The organism is Nocardia sp. XZ_19_231 (genome assembly GCF_015355705.1).
In the GTDB taxonomy this organism is placed as follows: domain Bacteria; phylum Actinomycetota; class Actinomycetes; order Mycobacteriales; family Mycobacteriaceae; genus Nocardia; species Nocardia salmonicida.
The window spans coordinates 601128-616408 of record NZ_JACUZI010000005.1 but is presented as its reverse complement, the minus strand read 5'-3'; the positions used below and the strand labels follow the sequence as shown (position 1 = coordinate 616408).

General features: G+C 66.8%; 16 protein-coding genes. 8 read left to right on the top strand and 8 right to left on the bottom strand.

Annotated features, from left to right (window positions below):
- Positions 1-28 precede the first annotated feature (28 nt).
- A complete protein-coding gene (locus IBJ82_RS24880; protein ID WP_194828366.1) occupies positions 29-877 on the bottom strand; it encodes an SDR family oxidoreductase in 849 nt (282 codons plus the stop codon).
- 153 nt (positions 878-1030) lie between these two features.
- Between IBJ82_RS24880 and IBJ82_RS24875 the strand changes: the two genes are divergently transcribed.
- Positions 1031-1867: a DUF5995 family protein gene (locus tag IBJ82_RS24875; protein ID WP_228537583.1), complete on the top strand. Its 837-nt coding sequence runs from the start codon at positions 1031-1033 to the stop codon at positions 1865-1867.
- Between the two features lie 14 nt (positions 1868-1881).
- Here IBJ82_RS24875 and IBJ82_RS24870 read toward each other — a convergent pair whose 3' ends face one another.
- Positions 1882-2817, bottom strand: a complete 936-nt coding sequence (locus IBJ82_RS24870) for an SDR family oxidoreductase (protein ID WP_194828364.1) — start codon at positions 2815-2817, stop codon at positions 1882-1884.
- 105 nt (positions 2818-2922) lie between these two features.
- Positions 2923-4650, bottom strand: a complete 1728-nt coding sequence (locus IBJ82_RS24865) for a GMC family oxidoreductase (RefSeq protein ID WP_194828363.1) — start codon at positions 4648-4650, stop codon at positions 2923-2925.
- 99 nt (positions 4651-4749) lie between these two features.
- Between IBJ82_RS24865 and IBJ82_RS24860 the strand changes: the two genes are divergently transcribed.
- The 4 genes from IBJ82_RS24860 (at position 4750) to IBJ82_RS24845 (ending at position 8012) form a co-directional block, all read left to right on the top strand.
- Positions 4750-5466, top strand: a complete 717-nt coding sequence (locus IBJ82_RS24860; protein WP_194828362.1) for a MerR family transcriptional regulator — start codon at positions 4750-4752, stop codon at positions 5464-5466.
- Between the two features lie 7 nt (positions 5467-5473).
- Complete coding sequence (locus IBJ82_RS24855; RefSeq protein WP_194828361.1) at positions 5474-6214, top strand: TetR/AcrR family transcriptional regulator; 741 nt, start codon at positions 5474-5476, stop codon at positions 6212-6214.
- An 84-nt stretch (positions 6215-6298) separates the two neighbouring features.
- The gene (locus tag IBJ82_RS24850; RefSeq protein ID WP_194828360.1) at positions 6299-6892 is read left to right on the top strand and encodes a hypothetical protein; all 594 of its coding nucleotides are present in this window, start codon (positions 6299-6301) and stop codon (positions 6890-6892) included.
- Positions 6893-7013: 121 nt separating this feature from the next.
- Entirely contained in the window at positions 7014-8012 is a 999-nt protein-coding gene (locus tag IBJ82_RS24845) for a diiron oxygenase (RefSeq protein WP_194828359.1), read from the top strand.
- A 17-nt stretch (positions 8013-8029) separates the two neighbouring features.
- On the opposite strand, the gene IBJ82_RS24840 is transcribed toward IBJ82_RS24845, so the two are convergent.
- From IBJ82_RS24840 to IBJ82_RS24830, 3 genes are all read right to left on the bottom strand, one after another.
- Complete coding sequence (locus IBJ82_RS24840) at positions 8030-8752, bottom strand: TetR/AcrR family transcriptional regulator (RefSeq protein ID WP_370585459.1); 723 nt, start codon at positions 8750-8752, stop codon at positions 8030-8032.
- Between the two features lie 38 nt (positions 8753-8790).
- Complete coding sequence (locus tag IBJ82_RS24835; RefSeq protein WP_194828358.1) at positions 8791-10113, bottom strand: family 1 glycosylhydrolase; 1323 nt, start codon at positions 10111-10113, stop codon at positions 8791-8793.
- Between the two features lie 241 nt (positions 10114-10354).
- The gene (locus IBJ82_RS24830; protein ID WP_228537581.1) at positions 10355-10900 is read right to left on the bottom strand and encodes a nitroreductase/quinone reductase family protein; all 546 of its coding nucleotides are present in this window, start codon (positions 10898-10900) and stop codon (positions 10355-10357) included.
- A gap of 110 nt (positions 10901-11010) precedes the next feature.
- Here IBJ82_RS24830 and IBJ82_RS24825 point away from each other — a divergent pair, with 110 nt between their 5' ends.
- The 3 genes from IBJ82_RS24825 to IBJ82_RS24815 all read left to right on the top strand — a co-directional run bounded on the left by IBJ82_RS24825 (position 11011) and on the right by IBJ82_RS24815 (position 13607).
- On the top strand, positions 11011-11493 hold the full coding sequence (locus IBJ82_RS24825; protein ID WP_228537580.1) for a nitroreductase family deazaflavin-dependent oxidoreductase: 483 nt from the start codon (positions 11011-11013) through the stop codon (positions 11491-11493).
- A 45-nt stretch (positions 11494-11538) separates the two neighbouring features.
- Positions 11539-12528, top strand: coding sequence for a LacI family DNA-binding transcriptional regulator (locus tag IBJ82_RS24820; protein WP_194828357.1), 990 nt, complete (start codon positions 11539-11541; stop codon positions 12526-12528).
- A 236-nt stretch (positions 12529-12764) separates the two neighbouring features.
- Positions 12765-13607 (top strand): SGNH/GDSL hydrolase family protein, encoded by an 843-nt coding sequence (locus IBJ82_RS24815; protein WP_194828356.1) that lies wholly within the window; start codon positions 12765-12767, stop codon positions 13605-13607.
- A gap of 45 nt (positions 13608-13652) precedes the next feature.
- Here IBJ82_RS24815 and IBJ82_RS24810 read toward each other — a convergent pair whose 3' ends face one another.
- Together IBJ82_RS24810 and IBJ82_RS24805 are read right to left on the bottom strand one after the other, a co-directional pair.
- Positions 13653-14855 (bottom strand): site-specific integrase, encoded by a 1203-nt coding sequence (locus tag IBJ82_RS24810; RefSeq protein WP_194828355.1) that lies wholly within the window; start codon positions 14853-14855, stop codon positions 13653-13655.
- Between the two features lie 103 nt (positions 14856-14958).
- Positions 14959-15198, bottom strand: coding sequence for a hypothetical protein (locus tag IBJ82_RS24805; RefSeq protein WP_194828354.1), 240 nt, complete (start codon positions 15196-15198; stop codon positions 14959-14961).
- Positions 15199-15281: the final 83 nt, after the last annotated feature.

The following is a 15281-nucleotide window of genomic DNA, read 5'->3' as shown; positions in this document are numbered from 1 at the left end:
CTGCCCGGCTCGGCGCACAGGAGCTGGGTCAGGAGGTCTTCGGCAGTGTCGTGAGGAAATCGCGGAAGTCGGTGGCGGGGTGGCCGGTCAGGTTCGGGACCGCATCGGTGACGTGCTCGAGCTCGCCCCGAGCGATCGCGGTGTACGTGCTGACCCAGCCGTCGACTTCCCATTGCGGCGCGTTGTATTTCGCGCGGGAGGCATAGGCCTCGTCGACGGTTTGGTCGACGTAGCGGAACGGACGACCGAGGATCTCGGTCATGTCGGCGGCAGCGGTGCTCAGGCTGAACGCGAGCGGACCGGTGAGGTCGAAGGTCTTGCCGAGGTGGGCGGTCGAATCGAGCACTGCCGCAGCACAATCGGCGACGTCGGCACGAGTGACCGCGGCGACCTTACCGCCGGCCGCAGGGCCCTCGATCACGCCGTCGGCATCGGCGAAGTGCGGGATGATGTCCTGGTACTGGTTGTCGCGCAGGAAGGTGAACGCGAGCCCGGAGGCGCGGATCGCCTGTTCGGTGTGCCAGTGGTCGCGACCGAAGGTGAACGTGGCATCGGGCGCCGCGCCGACGAACGACAGATACACGATCCGTTGCACACCCGCGTCTTTCGCGGCGTTCACCACCGCGGTCTGCTGGGCAGCCCGGTCGGCGCTCTCGGTGGCGGAGACGAAGAAGAAGGTCTGCACGCCGTCGAGCGCGACACCCACGCTGGCCGGATCGCCGAAGTCGATGGTGGCCGTGGTGGCACCGTCGATGGGCGCGATGTGGTCGACGTTGCGTCCGAGCAGTCGCAATCGCGCGCCCGACCGCGCCAGCAGGTGGGCCACGCGGCCGCCGATATGTCCACTGGCTCCTGAAATCGCGATGGTCTCCGGCATCGGTCCAGGCTATGTGGCGGCCGCGGCAGGTCGTGCCGACACGCCCAGCAGGCAGGTCTGCGCGCGCGTCGAAGCGCGGATCCGCGGATGAGGTGGTGGAATCGGCGCGTGCGCGTATCGAGTGGAATTGCAGCCTGTGTCGCGGTCGTGGCGATGGCCTTGCCCGTAGGCCCGGCCGCCGGCGCGGTTCAGGACACGGCGTGCGGGTCGACCCTGTCGCAGGCCGACATCGCCGAACTCGCCCGGCTGTCGGACACGTCGGCGATCTCGGGTGCGGGCAGCCTGGCCGGCCTCGAGGATGCGGTCGCCCGCCACCACCGGATCACCGAGATCCTCGTCGAGCATCGAGACCTGCGCGGGCTGTTCGCGATCGGGCTCGACGGCGTCGAATACGCCGCGGTGATGCCGATGCAACGCGATCCGGCGGCATTCGTGAATCGCGAGTACGCGCACGCGATCAGCTTCGAACTGCTGCGGCGGTTCCTCGACAATCTGCACGCCGAATTCACCGGTGGTATCGCGGAACCCCAATGGGCGCACTACTTCGCGCTGGCCCGCGACTGTGGGGCATCGCGCGCTCGCACGGCCATGGCTGGATACAACGCGCACCTGACTGTCGACCTGACCTATTCGGTGGCCGCGGTCGCCAGCAAGCCCGAGAACGCGCCGGACTACTTCAAGATCGTGGCGGGAATCGCCTCGGCCGGCGACGTGATCATCGACCGCACGAAGGCGGCCTACGGCGCCGACCTCGGACCACTGTGGCGGTTCTACTTCGTCGGCGAAGGACTCGACCAGCTGTTCGGCGCGGGCGTAGCCACCGAACAGATGCTCATCGCCGCCGACCTCGGCGCGAACACGGTGATCTTCACCAACGGCCTCGCCCTACAAGACCCCGCCCTCGCACCCGCGATCCGCACCGAGATCACGGCGTTGTGGCAGGCAGCCGATCTGGCTTTCGAAGCATTGGCCCGAATCAACGCACTCTGAACACGTCGGTGCCTTCAGGAGCGGTCGAACAGGATATCTGCCGCGAGCGGGTCATGACAGATGTCGTCGAGCTCGAGAAGCTGGTGGATCCAGGTCGGCGCGGAGACCGGATTCCGGATCAGCGCGCGCACCGTGATGGCGGCGACCACGGCCGTAGCCAGTGATTGTCCGCGCCCGCTCGCCGATCTGATGGATCCGTCCGCGGACTGCGCGAGAGCTACCCAGCGATCGCTGCTGCCGGGCATATGGGCAGGCGCCAGCGATTGCAGAGCAGGGGTCCAGGTGAGGGCGGCCAGACCGAGAGTGGCGAGTCGGGAGTCGAGGCGGAGGTAGGTGCGCACCGGAACACCGAACTCGCGGGTGAGACGGTGCTGATCGGCGAAGTCGGCGCGCAGTGCGGGAAACGGTCGGTAGCCGGCGTGCGCGGGCGCTGCAAAGCGTTGCCGCCCGGTGAAATTACGGATGCTCGTGCCGTCGGCGTCGGGAAAGCGCTGACCGAGCAGCCGGTAGGTCCAGGCAGTCGCGGCGGGGCCGTGGGTCTCGCCGGAGCCGAGGCCGATCATGATGTCGACGGGGCCGCTGCGGGGTGTGAGTGCGTCGACGGCGAGCAGGGTGGTGAGTCCGGGAGCCAACCCGACGCCGAGCACCACGGGACCGCCGACGCCTTCGAGTGCCTGGACATAGCTCGACGTCGCGGAGATATCAACGAAGACGATCCCGTGACCGACACAGGCCTGGGCCAACCCGACATCCTCGGTGCCCGCGCAGTTCACGACGATGGTCGCTCCTGCCAAAGCCGCGTCGACACCGGCGCTGTCGCGCAGGTCGACCACCCGGTCCGCCCTGGCGGGATCGCGCCCCGCCGCCTGCACGGAGATCCCTTCGGCACGGAGCAATCGCACCAGATGCGCGCCGACCGTTCCGTATCCGCCCAAAACCAGCACCGTCATCGAAGGCTCCTCCCCGTCGTCGGCACCGATGCTACGTGGCCGGGAACAGAAAAGGCCCCGGCCCTCGCGGTGTCAACCGCAAGGCCGGGGCCTGGTTTCGTCGAATCAGCCCGCGGTCTTCTCCGAGCTGCGGACCTCGATGATCGGCAGGATCAAGGCGGCGGGCGCGCTCGCCGGCACGACCGGCTGGTTCGGGCGAACCGGGGCGATCTTGGTGTAGCCAGCGCTCTGCTCGGGGCGGGTGTCGACCTCGCCGTTGTTGGGCCAGTAGGCGGCCGCGCGCTCAGCTTGGGCGGTGATGGTGAGCGACGGGTTGACGCCGAGGTTGGCCGACACGGCGGCACCGTCGACAACGCTGAGCGTCGGGTAGCCGTACACGCGGTGGTAGGCGTCGATCACGCCGTGCTCGCGGTCGGCGCCGATCGCCGCGCCGCCGAGGAAGTGCGCGGTCATCGGCACATTGAACACATCACCCCAGGTACCACCGGCGACGCCGCCGATCTTCTCCGCGACCCGCCGGGTGACATCGTTGCCCGCCGGGATCCACGTCGGGTTCGGTTGTCCGTGGCCCTGTTTGGAGGTCAGCTTGCGACCACCGAACAGTCCGCGCTTGGTGTAGGTGGTGATCGAGTTGTCCAGGTGCTGCATGACCAGGGAGATGATCGTGCGCTCGCTCCAGTTCTTCGTGCTCATGAAGCGGAAGAAGGTCAGCGGATTGGACAGCACCAGGCCCAGGAACCGCAGCCATCGTGGCACCCGGCCGCCGCCGTCGACCATGAGCGTTTGCAGCATGCCCATCGAGTTGGAGCCCTTGCCGTAGCGGACCGGCTCGACATGGGTATCGGGGGTGGGGTGGATGGACGAGGTGATCGCGACACCCTTGGTGAAGTCCTGGTCCGGCCCCAGCGTTCGGGTCGCCGCACCGACGATCGACTCGGAGTTCGTGCGGGTCAGCAGGCCGAGTTTGTCCGACAGATTCGGCAGCGCACCCTCATCACGCATCGCGTGCAGCAGCTTCTGCGTACCGAGCGTGCCCGCCGCGAGCACGACATGCTTGGCGGTCAACGTCTTGGGCGCCTTGCGCAACCACGCGCCGGTGCGCTCGGTGGCCACATCCCAAGTACCGTCGGGCAGCGGTCGCAGCGACGACACCGTGGTCATCGGAATGACCTGCGCGCCGGCCTTCTCCGCGAGATAGAGGTAGTTCTTCACGAGGGTGTTCTTGGCGCCGAACTTGCAACCGACCATGCAGTCGCCACATTCCACACAGCCGGTGCGCTCGGGACCGACACCACCGAAGTAGGGGTCGGCCTCGGTCTCACCCGGGGTACCGAAGAACACGCCGACGGGAGTCTGCACGAACGTGTCGCCCACACCCAGGTCCTCGGCGACGGACTTGAAGATCTCGTCGGCGGGAGTCATGTGGGGATTCGTCACGACGCCGAGCATCTTCTTCGCTTGCTCGTAATAGGGGGTCAGCTCGGTGCGCCAGTCGGTGATCTCCCGCCACTGCGGGTCCTGGAAGAACGGCTCCGGCGGCACGTAGAGGGTGTTGGCGTAATTCAGCGAGCCGCCGCCGACGCCGGCGCCGCCCAGGATCAGGACGTCGCGCAGCGGGTGGATGCGCTGGATGCCGTAGCAGCCGAGCTTGGGCGCCCACACGAATTTGCGCAGGTCCCAGCTGGTTTTCGGCAGTTCGTCATCGGCGAAGCGGCGGCCCGCCTCGATGACGCCGACCTTGTAGCCCTTCTCCACCAGGCGCAGCGCGGTGACACTGCCACCGAAGCCGGAACCGACGATCAGAACGTCGAAATCGGTGGTGCGCTCGGGCATGGGGGAGCTCCTCGATCGGTGTCGACAGTGACGCGGGTAACGCTAATGGCGACAGCCAGAGCTGTCAACGTAGGCTCCGCTTCGACCTATGCTGTTCGGGTGGCCCGATACACCCGAGCGGAACTCGCCGACGTCAGCGGCGTGGCGTCGCGCACCATCCGCTACTACCACTCGCTGGGCGTGCTGCCCAAACCCGGCCGCGCGGGCAAGGAAGTCGTCTACTCCGACCAGCACTTGGACCGCTTGCGCGACATCGTCGCCATGCAGGCGCGCGGGCTGCGCCTGGACGCGATCCGCGAGGTGTTCGATGCGGAGCCGCAGGCCGGTGATTGGCGTGTGCTGTTCGATCCGCGCGCGAGCCAGGCGGCCGAACGCTCGTGCCACATCGACGACGCCGAGCTCGCGACGTTGCTGGGCGACCGCGGTGCCGATGTGCTCGCGGAGCTCATCTCGGCGGGATATCTCGAGCGCCGTGACGAGCGCTGGTTCCTCGGGGACCGGACGATGTTCAAGGCCGCGCTGGTGCTCTACGACGTCGGCATCGACATCACGCTCAGCGGGGTGCTGCGAACGATGATCCAGTCGCGGATCGCCGTGCTCGCCGACGAACTGGTGCACACGATCCGCGATGCCGCGGGCACGAGCTACGGCGGCGAGAGCGTCGGTGTGGACCTGAACCGCTTCCGCGACCGATTGCTCGCGATGGCATGGGAGGTCGGCGGTACCACGCTCGCCACCGAGATCGAACGCGCCGCGGCCGCCGCCGACGACGCGGCCGGGCGCCGTGCTCCGGCCCGCGCCACCAGTGGGCGATGATCGGAGGATGAGTTCCGAGCAGCCGGGCCCGCGCGCACTGGCGCGCGCGCAGACGATCGCCGACATCAAACGCATCGGTCGCGAACACCTCGCCACCCAGGGCGCCGCGGCACTGTCGTTGCGTGCGGTCGCGCGTGATCTGGGTGTGGTGTCCTCGGCGGTGTATCGGTACGTGCGCAGCCGAGACGAACTGCTGACCATGCTGGTGGTCGACGGCTACAACGCATTGGGCGACGCCGTCGACGCGGCACTGATCGACGCACCCGACGACCCGGCGACCCGTTTCCGGGTCACCGCGCGGGCAGTGCGGGAATGGGCGCTGGCCGAACCCGCCTGGTACGGACTGCTCTTCGGCACGCCCGTGCCCGGCTACGACGCACCGGCTTCTGACACCGAGGCGCCAGGGGTACGGGTGATCGCGATCCTGCTCGGCATCGTCGACAGCGCTTACCGTCAGGGGCAACTCGACGTTCCCGCCGCCGGACCGGCGATCAGCGCGCGAACGGCCGCCGATTTCGCGACGATTCGCGAGCAGTTCGGTCTACTCGCCCCCGACTCGGTGATCGCGTCCGCGCTCACCGCATGGACCACGCTGTTCGGTGCTGTGAACTTCGACGTGTTCGACATGTACGGCCGTGACACCTTCGCCGATCGCGCGGAAATCTTCGGCCTGAATATCGATCGGTTACTGCATCTGCTCGGCTTCGTCGTGCCGCGTCCAGATGATGTGGACTGGTCGGTACGGTAGCGATTCGAAGAGTTCCCGCGGTATGTGGGGAGAGGGAATGTGTGAACGGCGACGACGGCGTCGCCAACGAAGGAGAGTGCCCGAGTGAATTCCCGCGAGGAGATCTTGCGCCGAGTCCGTGACGGGCTGCTCGACCTACCCGAGGACGAGCGCCGGGTCCCGATGCGTCGATCCTCCGGCAGGCACGCGTTGGTGGATCCGGCCGAACGGGCCGAGGTGCTCGAGCGGTTCGTCGAACGGTTGCGCGAGCACGGCTCGGTGGTACGCACCGTCGACATCGCGGGCCTGCCCGCCGCGGTGGCCGACGTGCTCTACGGCATGAGCGTGCAGACGGTACTCGCCGCGGTCGAGCCGGGCCCGGCGTGGTTGGACCACTGGGCCAGTGCACCGGGGCATCGGGTCGTGCACAGCGGCTCGGACTCGGACGAGTCCGGTGAGGCGGTGGTTCGCGACGCGGTGGCCGGTGACGCGTCTACCGGTTCGCTGGCACTCGATGCAGACGGTGGACCAGCCGTCTCCGAGGACATGCCTCAGCTCTGTGTCGTACGCGCCGACCGTGTGTACCTCGCCCTGCCCGAAGCGCTGGACCATCTCGACCAACGTCGTCCGCTGATCTGGCTCGGCGGTCCCGGCGATACCGAGTTGGCCCGCCAGATGGTGGTGTTGCTCGTCGAATAGCTCGTGGGGAAACGTTATCGAGCCAGGGTTGTGTGGGACTAGAGGTCTCAGTTATTCTCGGGTAACGGTGTGACGGCGCTAACAGGGCCGTGTGCGCCGCACGCGAACCGAGGAGGCACCGATGACGCTGACCGAATCGAGCCGTGGCGGACCCATCAGCGAGGAGTACCGAGAGGCGCTGGCAACCCTGTCACAGGGGTCTGTCGACCGCCATTTCGATCCCTACCTCGATATCGACTGGGATTCGCCCGAGCTCGCCCTTGACCCGAACGACGTGCGGTGGGTTCTCTCGCCGGAGATCGACCCGCTCGGCGCTACGCAGTGGTACCGCGATCAACCGCTGGACCGGCGCATCGCGATCGGCAAATGGCGCACAGCCAATTCGATCAAGGTCGGCGCCGCCTTCGAGAGCATCCTGATCCGCGGAATGATGCAATACATCATGAAGCTGCCGAACGGGTCGCCCGAGTTCCGGTACTGCTTGCACGAGATGACCGAAGAGTGCAACCACATCCAGATGTTCCAGGAGCTGGTCAACCGCATCGACGTCGACGTGCCCGGCATGCGACCGATGTTCCGCGCACTGTCGCCGCTGATCGGTGTGGCGGGCGGCTACGCCCACACGATCCTGTTCATCGGCATCCTCGGCGGCGAGGAACCGATCGATCACTATCAGAAGGCCGTGATCCGCGAAGGCGCGTCGATGCCGCCGATGGTGTTGCGCACCATGCAGATTCATATCGCCGAGGAAGCGCGCCACATCTCCTTCGCCGGCGACTTCCTCACCGCGCATATCGGGCGGATGGGCAAGTTCAATCGTGGCGTCTGCTCGGTGGCCTTCCCGATCGCGATGCGCTGGCTGGCCAGCGAGATCATGGCGCCGCCGCGTTCGTTCGAGCGCGAGTTCGATATTCCGCGCGAGGTCATCGAGCAGGCGTTCTGGAAGTCGGATCATTCCCAGCAGATCCTGTCGGGCTACTTCGGCGATATGCGCAAACTGGCCAATGACCTCGGCCTGATGAACCCGTCCGCCAAGTGGCTGTGGCGCAAGTTCGGCATCGACGGGCCCGTGTCGCGCTACCGCAGCGAGCCCGAACGCAGCGCTCGGCGCGTCGCCTGAGCTGACGTCGCCGGCGATCAGCCGCCGGCGACCAGCTGGGTGATGATCTCGGTGAGTTGCTGGTCGGGGTCGAGGTTCAGGCCGTGGCGGCGGGCGACGCCGTCGACCACGTGCCAGGCGTAGGAGGCGACTTCCTCGATCAGCTGATCCCTGGTGAGCGCGGGATCGGGGTCGTTGGCCCAGCGGGTGACGGTGGCCTCGGTCATCGAGACGATGGCGAAAGTCATCGTGTCGGCCGAGGCCTCGTCGGTCACGCCGACAACACCGGCCAGGCCGGTGACGAGCGCCCTGGTCGAACCCGCGATGGTGTCGATCAGCGCGCTCATCGCGTCGATATCGGGATCGGCCTCCGACGGGCCTGTCCGCAGGAACTCGTGTAGCCGGGGATGGTCCTGGATCCAATCGACGACGCCGCCGATCGTGCGAACCAGGATTTCGTGGATGGATCCCTCGGCGATGTCGAGGGCATCCTCGATGTCGGCGACGAACCGGTCGGCGATCTCGCTCCTGATTCGGCGATCGAGCTCGTCGCGGCCGGCGAATTGCCGGTAGAGCACAGATTTCGCGAGCCCCGCGTGCTCGGCGATCTGGATGATCGGCACCTCGACGCCGGCGGGCGCCTGTTCGATCAGCTCGACCGCGGCCAGCACGATCCGCTCCCGGCGGCTGTCGTTGTGCGGCTGCCATCGGGCTTGCCTGCCGCTCACGGCACCGGCGGGGTGTGACGCTGTGCTCGACACCCGCCCGAGTGTAGAGCAAGCATCGGTGGTTCAAACCTCTACCGGGGGACCGACACCGGATCGGTGCAACTGGCGAGCCCGTCGACGAGCGAGCACGCGGCGACGGGGCGCGTCGGCCGGTAGTCGGGGGCGACGCCGCCCGCCGCGGTGATCGCGCGGTAGGCGGCGACCGCGTCGGTGGGCGTGCGGGTCAGGGTCGGGTCGGTGAGTACGTCGACCGTGTAGAGGCCGAAACGTGGTGTGTAGGAGCCCCATTCGTAGTTGTCGGTGAGGCTCCAGTAGTTGTAGCCCATCAGCGGGATGCCGTCGGCGACGGCGCGCTGGAGCCAGTAGACGGTGTCACGCAGCGAATCCGCTCGGGTGTAGCCGTCGGCGCGGGGGAGTCCGTTCTCGGTGGGGATGCCGTTCTCGACGATGTAGAGCGGGCGGCCGGGGAACTTCCGCGCGTAGTGGTCGAGCGCGTAGTAGATGCCTTCGGGTTGCAGCGGCAACGTCCAGAGGCGGTCCGGATCGGGGATCTGTAGCTGGGTGGGGGAGAAGCCGTAGTAGTAGTCGATACCGATGTAGTCCAGGCGCGCCGAGATCCGGTCGAGCAGTGGTCCGCTGACCGCATCGTCGACAGTGGGGATGTAGGCGACATTGCTGGTTACCTGGGCGCCGGGATGTACGGCATGGATGTAGTCGTAGATGCTGTTGTGCGCCTGGGCGATTCGTTCACCCATGGTGAGAACGTCGGCGGCGCCGATGCCGCCGTGGCGCAGATCGTTGACCAGATAGAACGTCGGCTCGTTGAACGTCACCCACAGCGGATCCGCGTCGGCGAACCGGTCGACGACCACGCGCGCGTTGGACAGCCAGTTGGTGACGATCTCCGGATCGCGCCAGCCGCCGCGGTCGGCCGCCCAGCCGGGGTACACCCAGTGATCGAGCGTCAGCATCGGCCGCATCCCCGCCTCGGTGATCGCGCTGACGACGTCGTCGTAGAACGCGAGTGCCGCGTCGTCCCAGACGCCGGGTCGCGGTTGGACCCGAGCCCACTCGATGCCGATGCGGTACACGCGCACACCGAGTTTCGCGGCGAGCGCGATATCGGAGCGGTAGCGATTCCGGAAGTCGACCGAGTTCAGATAGGGATCGTCGGTGCTGCCGGATTCGACATATCGGCGCCAATTACTGTCCGGCGCATCACCTTCGGCCTGGAACCCGGAAGCCGCCACTCCCCAAAGGAATTCGGGCCCGAGTGGTGCCAGCTGGGCCGGCGCTGGTGGTCGAGCCAGGGTGGGGGAGTTGCTGGTCGTGAGCAAGGCCGCGGCGGCCACAGCGACCGCGGCGAGGATTCGGCGACCAGTGGGGGAGGGCATGGCACTCCTGGCGTCTCAGAGGAGGGGAGGGGAGTTCAGTGTGCGACATCGAGGTAGTTGTGCGGGGGAAGTGGGGCGGAACGGCGGGTTTTGGAGCCTGTCAATATCAGAATTAACATGAAGTTACGTAGATATGCGCATCTACTCATGTGTTTCACCTCAGCATGAATCCGGCCGCCTCAATTCACGACATGTTCTAGCTAAACAACGACTCGCCAGCAAAGACAGGAGAGGGGTTGCGTCAGGTCGCCAAATCGATGGCAACTGCGCGACCGGTGTCGAACCAGTACGCGTGCAGGTTGCGGATCTTCGCCCGTGAGGGCATACCGCGCAGGTGGACGGCACATTCGCCGAAGTCCACCGGCACCACGGTGTCGCACAGCAGGGCACGTGCGGTGGCGAGTTCGTCCGCGTCAGCGATCTCCCTGGCGGTTCCGCTGTGGGTGCCGTCAGGCAGCTTCAGGGTGACGCGGGGGTCGGCACGGACATTGCGGAGCCAGGCATTGACCGCGTCGGGCTGCTGAATCGTCACGTGCGGCGGCATCAACTGCACCAGATACGCCCGGTCGCCGTCGCGAAAGACCCGGACACACTTCGGGCGCGGTAGCCCGGTTTTGCGCCCCGTGGTGGTGAGGATGCCGTACCCGCGTGGGGTGCGGATGCGGAAGAACGGCGCCATGCCCGCACTGAGCAGCTTGCCGTCGCGGGGGCCGCGCACCAATCGGCCGTGTTTGCCGATTTCCGCTTCGGCCGCGGTCCGCCGCGCTTCGTTTCGGGCGTCGTCCATGCCTTTATGGTCCGCTCGCGGTGATCGGTCGTCCAGCACTTCGAGTGAGTTGCCTCTCAGCGCAGCATCGTGAGTGGGCGAACTCGGTTCGCTCGAGCCAGGATTCGTGGATGGTTTTCAATCCCTTGCCGGGCTTTGCGCGCGTGTTCGCGACACAGCCCTGGGTGATGCGTGGCGCCGGTGTAGTCCTGCCGACCGAGCGGTTGTTGCGCAGGCTCAGTGGCGGTCGGTGGGGTGTACTCGACCTGGTCGGACTCCCATCGATCGAGATCACGGTGGTCGGGCGCAAATCAGGGCAGCCGCGCACCACCTCGCTGCTATGCGTGCCCGACGGTGACGGCTTCTATCTGGTCGGCTCGAACTGGGGCAAGCCCGAGCATCCGGCGTGGTCGGCGAACCTGCGCGCGGCCCGTACGGCATCGGCCCGTTTCGGTGGCAGCTCTGCGTTCCCGGTGACCGTCACCGAGATCACCGATGTCGAGCGCAAACGCGTGTGGGACCAGGCCGTCGAGTTCTGGCCGGGCTACGAGATGGAATTCCAGCTCTCGGGTGGTCGTGAGTTCCGCATCTTCCGACTCGACCGGATCGTCTGACCCTCAGCGATCGCTGGCTGATACCTTGGGCGGCCAGGAGGAGCGTTGGCGCGGATCACCAGTCTGGATGTCGCTCGCGAAGCCGGAGTCTCACAGACGACGGTGAGTTTCGTGATGAACGGCAAGAACGAGTTCGGGATTTCGGAGACCACGCGGCGACTGGTCCTCGATACCGCACAGCGGCTCGGCTATGCGCCGTCGGCGGTCGCTCGGGCATTGCGCAGCGGCCGCAGCCAAGTAGTGGTGTTCCTCTTGGCGGATGCTCCGGTGTCGGAGCCGTTCGCGCGGTTCAAACGCGAGGTAACGACCGCTTTGCAGGCGCAGGGCTTCACGTGCGTGTTCCTCGAGTTGACCGGGCTGGCAGGTGGGGTGAGTGCCGTGTGTCAACATCTGGACCCGGCCATCGTCGTTTCGGCGACTGTTCTTCCCGAGGCCGACAAGCAGGCGTTGGTGAAGTCGGGGGTGCCGGTCATCGACGGCGTTTCGGGGTCCGAGGATGCCTCGGTCGCCGGACTCGATCAGCGCGAGATCGGGCGAATGCAGGTGCGGCACTTGGCCGATCGTGGGCATCGGGTGATCGGGTTCGCCGCGGTCGAAGAGCCACAGGATCAGCCGTTCTGTCTGCCTCGGCTGGAAGGCGCTCGCGAACAATGCCGACTACTCGGGCTCGCGGAGCCGGTGGTGGCGAGCATGGATTATTCGCTGGACGGGGCCGCCGACGCGTTGACGCGTTGGGTTGAGAGCGAGCCGCCGGTGACGGCTGTGGCGACGTTCAACGACGTTGTGGCAGTGGCGGTCATGGGTGCGTGCCGGTTGCGTGGCCTCGATGTTCCCGGCGATCTGGCGATCATCGGGGTCGACAGCGAGACGATCGGCACGCTGACGGTGCCCACGTTGACCAGTATCGGCATCGATCTGACGGTTCCCGCCGGGAGTCTGGCCGGCGCTATCGTCGATCTGGCGCAAGGCGGCCCGGCCCAGGCGCGCGCGGTCGCGACGGATGCGCTGACGTTGGTTCACCGCGGGTCGTCCTAACCCTCGCTGAGGCGCCGCGACCGCCCAGTCGGTGGCCGGTCGTGGCTGTTTCGTGCTCGATTCTTCCTTCGAAGGTTCTCACTAACTGTTAGCCTCCTCTCATCTAAGACGTATTAGATCGAATAGCCGCTGCAATCAGGCAACGGCTATTTGTCGCACCCTGATCGCGGAATCCGTAGACACCATCGCCAGATTCTTCGTCGCCCAACCGATTCGACATAGAGGTGATCCGAACGATGCGCAACGTTGCACACCGTGTACTACTCCTTGCCACAGCGGGACTGCTGTTGTCCCCGGCGGCGCTGTCGTCCGCCGCACCGGCGGACCCTTCTCACCGAACTGGTGCCGAATTCGTCGCGATCGGCGACTCCTATATCGACAGCGGCTCCTTCGCGGGCTCGCTCATAGGACCGTGTATTCAGGCCACCGACAGCGTCGCGCGACTCATCTCCGCGAAGATGCCGCAGACCAGCTTCGGCGATTGGGGCTGCGGCGGCGCTGTCACCGCCGACATCACGCAGGTATCACCGATGGGCCCGCAGGTGGACGGGTTATCCGCCGCCACCGAGTTCGTCGCGGTCTCCATCGGCGGCAACGACGAGAACCTGTTCGTCTCGGTGATCAGCAACTGTTTCGTCGCCGCCACCTGCACGCAGGCCTTACGAGACCAGGCCGCAGACGCGCTCACGAGACTTCCGGCGCGACTGGACGCCGCGTACGCCGCGATCAGACAACACGCCCCCAACGCCGAGATTGCCGTGCTCGGCTATCTGAATATCCTGCCCGAGGACCCCACCGGCTGCTTCATCGATGCGATCGCGGGCCCGACGGCCATCGCATTCAACATCCGCGCGCAGAAAGCACTCAACGACACAGTCGCGGCGGCCGCTGACCGAGCGGGTTTCACCTTTGTCGATCCGGCCTCCGAGGGCGATCATTCGATCTGCGCCCCTGTGGGGCAACGCTATGTGTCGTTGGTCGGACTCGAACCCGGAGAGGGAGGCACGTTCTTCCATCCGACTCGACTGGGCCGGGAGTATATGGCCGCGAAAGCGTATGAGGCGTTGACCGTCAATTGATACGAGAACTGCGGAGCCGGATCGCTTGCCGGCAGTCACTCGGGTTCAGAGGCCGAGTTTGGTGACGGCGTTGTCTTCGAGTGGGTTCGCGGTGCGGATGTAGCCGTGGACGGTGCGGGGGTTGGACCAGCGGCCCTGGCGCATGATCTCGCGGTCGCTGGCTCCGCCGAGCGCGGCTTGGGTGGCGAAGCCGGCGCGCAGTGAGTGCCCGGAGAACAGGTCGGGGTCCAGGCCCGCGCGGGCCGCGTAGCGCTTGACGAGTTCGGCGACGGCCCGGCCGGACAGGGCGGTGTCGCTGATCGAGCCGTGTCGGTTGATCGTGGGGAACAGCGGACGGTCTTCGTCGGTGCTGAGTCGGGTTCCGGTGAAGCCGTGGCAGCGGTGGATCGTGGTGGCGGCCGCGAGGTTGTTCGTCGTCCAGGTTCGCGCGCCCGCGTCGCCGGTGTCGGCGTGGACTTCCAGAAGTCGAACCCAGTCGGCGAAGGCGCAGATCGGGCAGGTGCGTGGGTGTTTGCCGCGAGGTAGGGCGATGCGTTGTTCGGCGACGCCGGTCGGGTCGGTCTTCGTTGTCGGCAGGTGCACGACGAGCAGCGGTTCGCCGGTGGTGTGGTCGGTGCGCACGTGCACGTCGCTGATGCGCAGGCCCGCGAGTTCGCTGCGCCGCAGAGCGCCGGCGAAACCGACCAGCAGTGCCAGCGCGTCGCGGCGGCGCGCGGGTTCGGTGGGCCAGTCGGGTGCGGGGAGTTCGGCGAGAAGTTGGTCGAGGGTGTGCAGCAGGACCGGCCGTTTGCGGGTCGGTGGGGTGCGACGGGTGCGACGGATGCCGCGCAGGGTGAGCCGGACGACGTCGGAACGGGTCGGTGAGGGGAGCCCGTTGGCGGCGTGGACTGCGGCGACGGCGGCGGATTTGCGATCGAGGGTGGCCGGGCTGAAGGCCCACGTGCCGTTTTCTCGTCGGGCGTCGGCGGAGGCGGCCAGGTAGACGGCGACGTCGAGTGGGTCCGCGGGCAGCGCCTGGCGCTGTTCGATCGCGCACCAGCCTGCCCAGGCGATCCAGTCTGTTCGATAGGCGCGCAGGGTGTTCGCCGATTGGGACGCTTCGAGGTAGCGGCGCAGCGCGCCTGCTTGATTGTCGTCGAAGCGTTCGCGGACCAGGCGTAGGGCCGCGGTGTCGACCAGGACGCTGCGCACTCCGCGGCGTAGTTCGGTGCGGACCTGTTCGGGAAGCACGACCGATGCGTCGCTCAAACCTCGCCACTCCTCGCGTGAATCGCCTCTGATGACTCCTGGCGTTGCAGCCTAATCGTGCGCGGGCGTGATGACGCAGGGACGCGGAGTCATCGGTGTGACGTCACGGCATTTCTTCGAGCTCGGCGAGCTGGGTGTGGATGTAGGCAGCGAGCCGGTGCCGGGCCGCGCCGGTGAGGAAACTGGTGTCGCCGAGGCGCGGGAAGTGCTCGTCGACCTCCTCGGTCGGTGCGCCGGTGGTGGCGGGCGCTTGGCTGACGAGCTCGAGTCGTGCCGGATGCTGTTGGGGCAGAGGAACACTCGGTTCGTACGGCTCTGAGGTTGCTGCTCCGGTACGTACCATGAATGAACCCTAACGTTTTGATTACGGCCGTTGCCAACATCGCGGGCAAAGTAGTGATTACTGACACGTTTTGTTCGATTTAG

Coding starts and splice junctions, on each gene's coding strand:
- IBJ82_RS24880 (WP_194828366.1), bottom strand. CDS start 877: ATGCCGGAGACCATCGCGATTTCAGGAGCCAGTGGACATATCGGCGGC.
- IBJ82_RS24875 (WP_228537583.1), top strand. CDS start 1,031: ATGGCCTTGCCCGTAGGCCCGGCCGCCGGCGCGGTTCAGGACACGGCG.
- IBJ82_RS24870 (WP_194828364.1), bottom strand. CDS start 2,817: ATGACGGTGCTGGTTTTGGGCGGATACGGAACGGTCGGCGCGCATCTG.
- IBJ82_RS24865 (WP_194828363.1), bottom strand. CDS start 4,650: ATGCCCGAGCGCACCACCGATTTCGACGTTCTGATCGTCGGTTCCGGC.
- IBJ82_RS24855 (WP_194828361.1), top strand. CDS start 5,474: ATGAGTTCCGAGCAGCCGGGCCCGCGCGCACTGGCGCGCGCGCAGACG.
- IBJ82_RS24845 (WP_194828359.1), top strand. CDS start 7,014: ATGACGCTGACCGAATCGAGCCGTGGCGGACCCATCAGCGAGGAGTAC.
- IBJ82_RS24835 (WP_194828358.1), bottom strand. CDS start 10,113: ATGCCCTCCCCCACTGGTCGCCGAATCCTCGCCGCGGTCGCTGTGGCC.
- IBJ82_RS24830 (WP_228537581.1), bottom strand. CDS start 10,900: ATGGACGACGCCCGAAACGAAGCGCGGCGGACCGCGGCCGAAGCGGAA.
- IBJ82_RS24825 (WP_228537580.1), top strand. CDS start 11,011: ATGGTTTTCAATCCCTTGCCGGGCTTTGCGCGCGTGTTCGCGACACAG.
- IBJ82_RS24815 (WP_194828356.1), top strand. CDS start 12,765: ATGCGCAACGTTGCACACCGTGTACTACTCCTTGCCACAGCGGGACTG.
- IBJ82_RS24805 (WP_194828354.1), bottom strand. CDS start 15,198: ATGGTACGTACCGGAGCAGCAACCTCAGAGCCGTACGAACCGAGTGTT.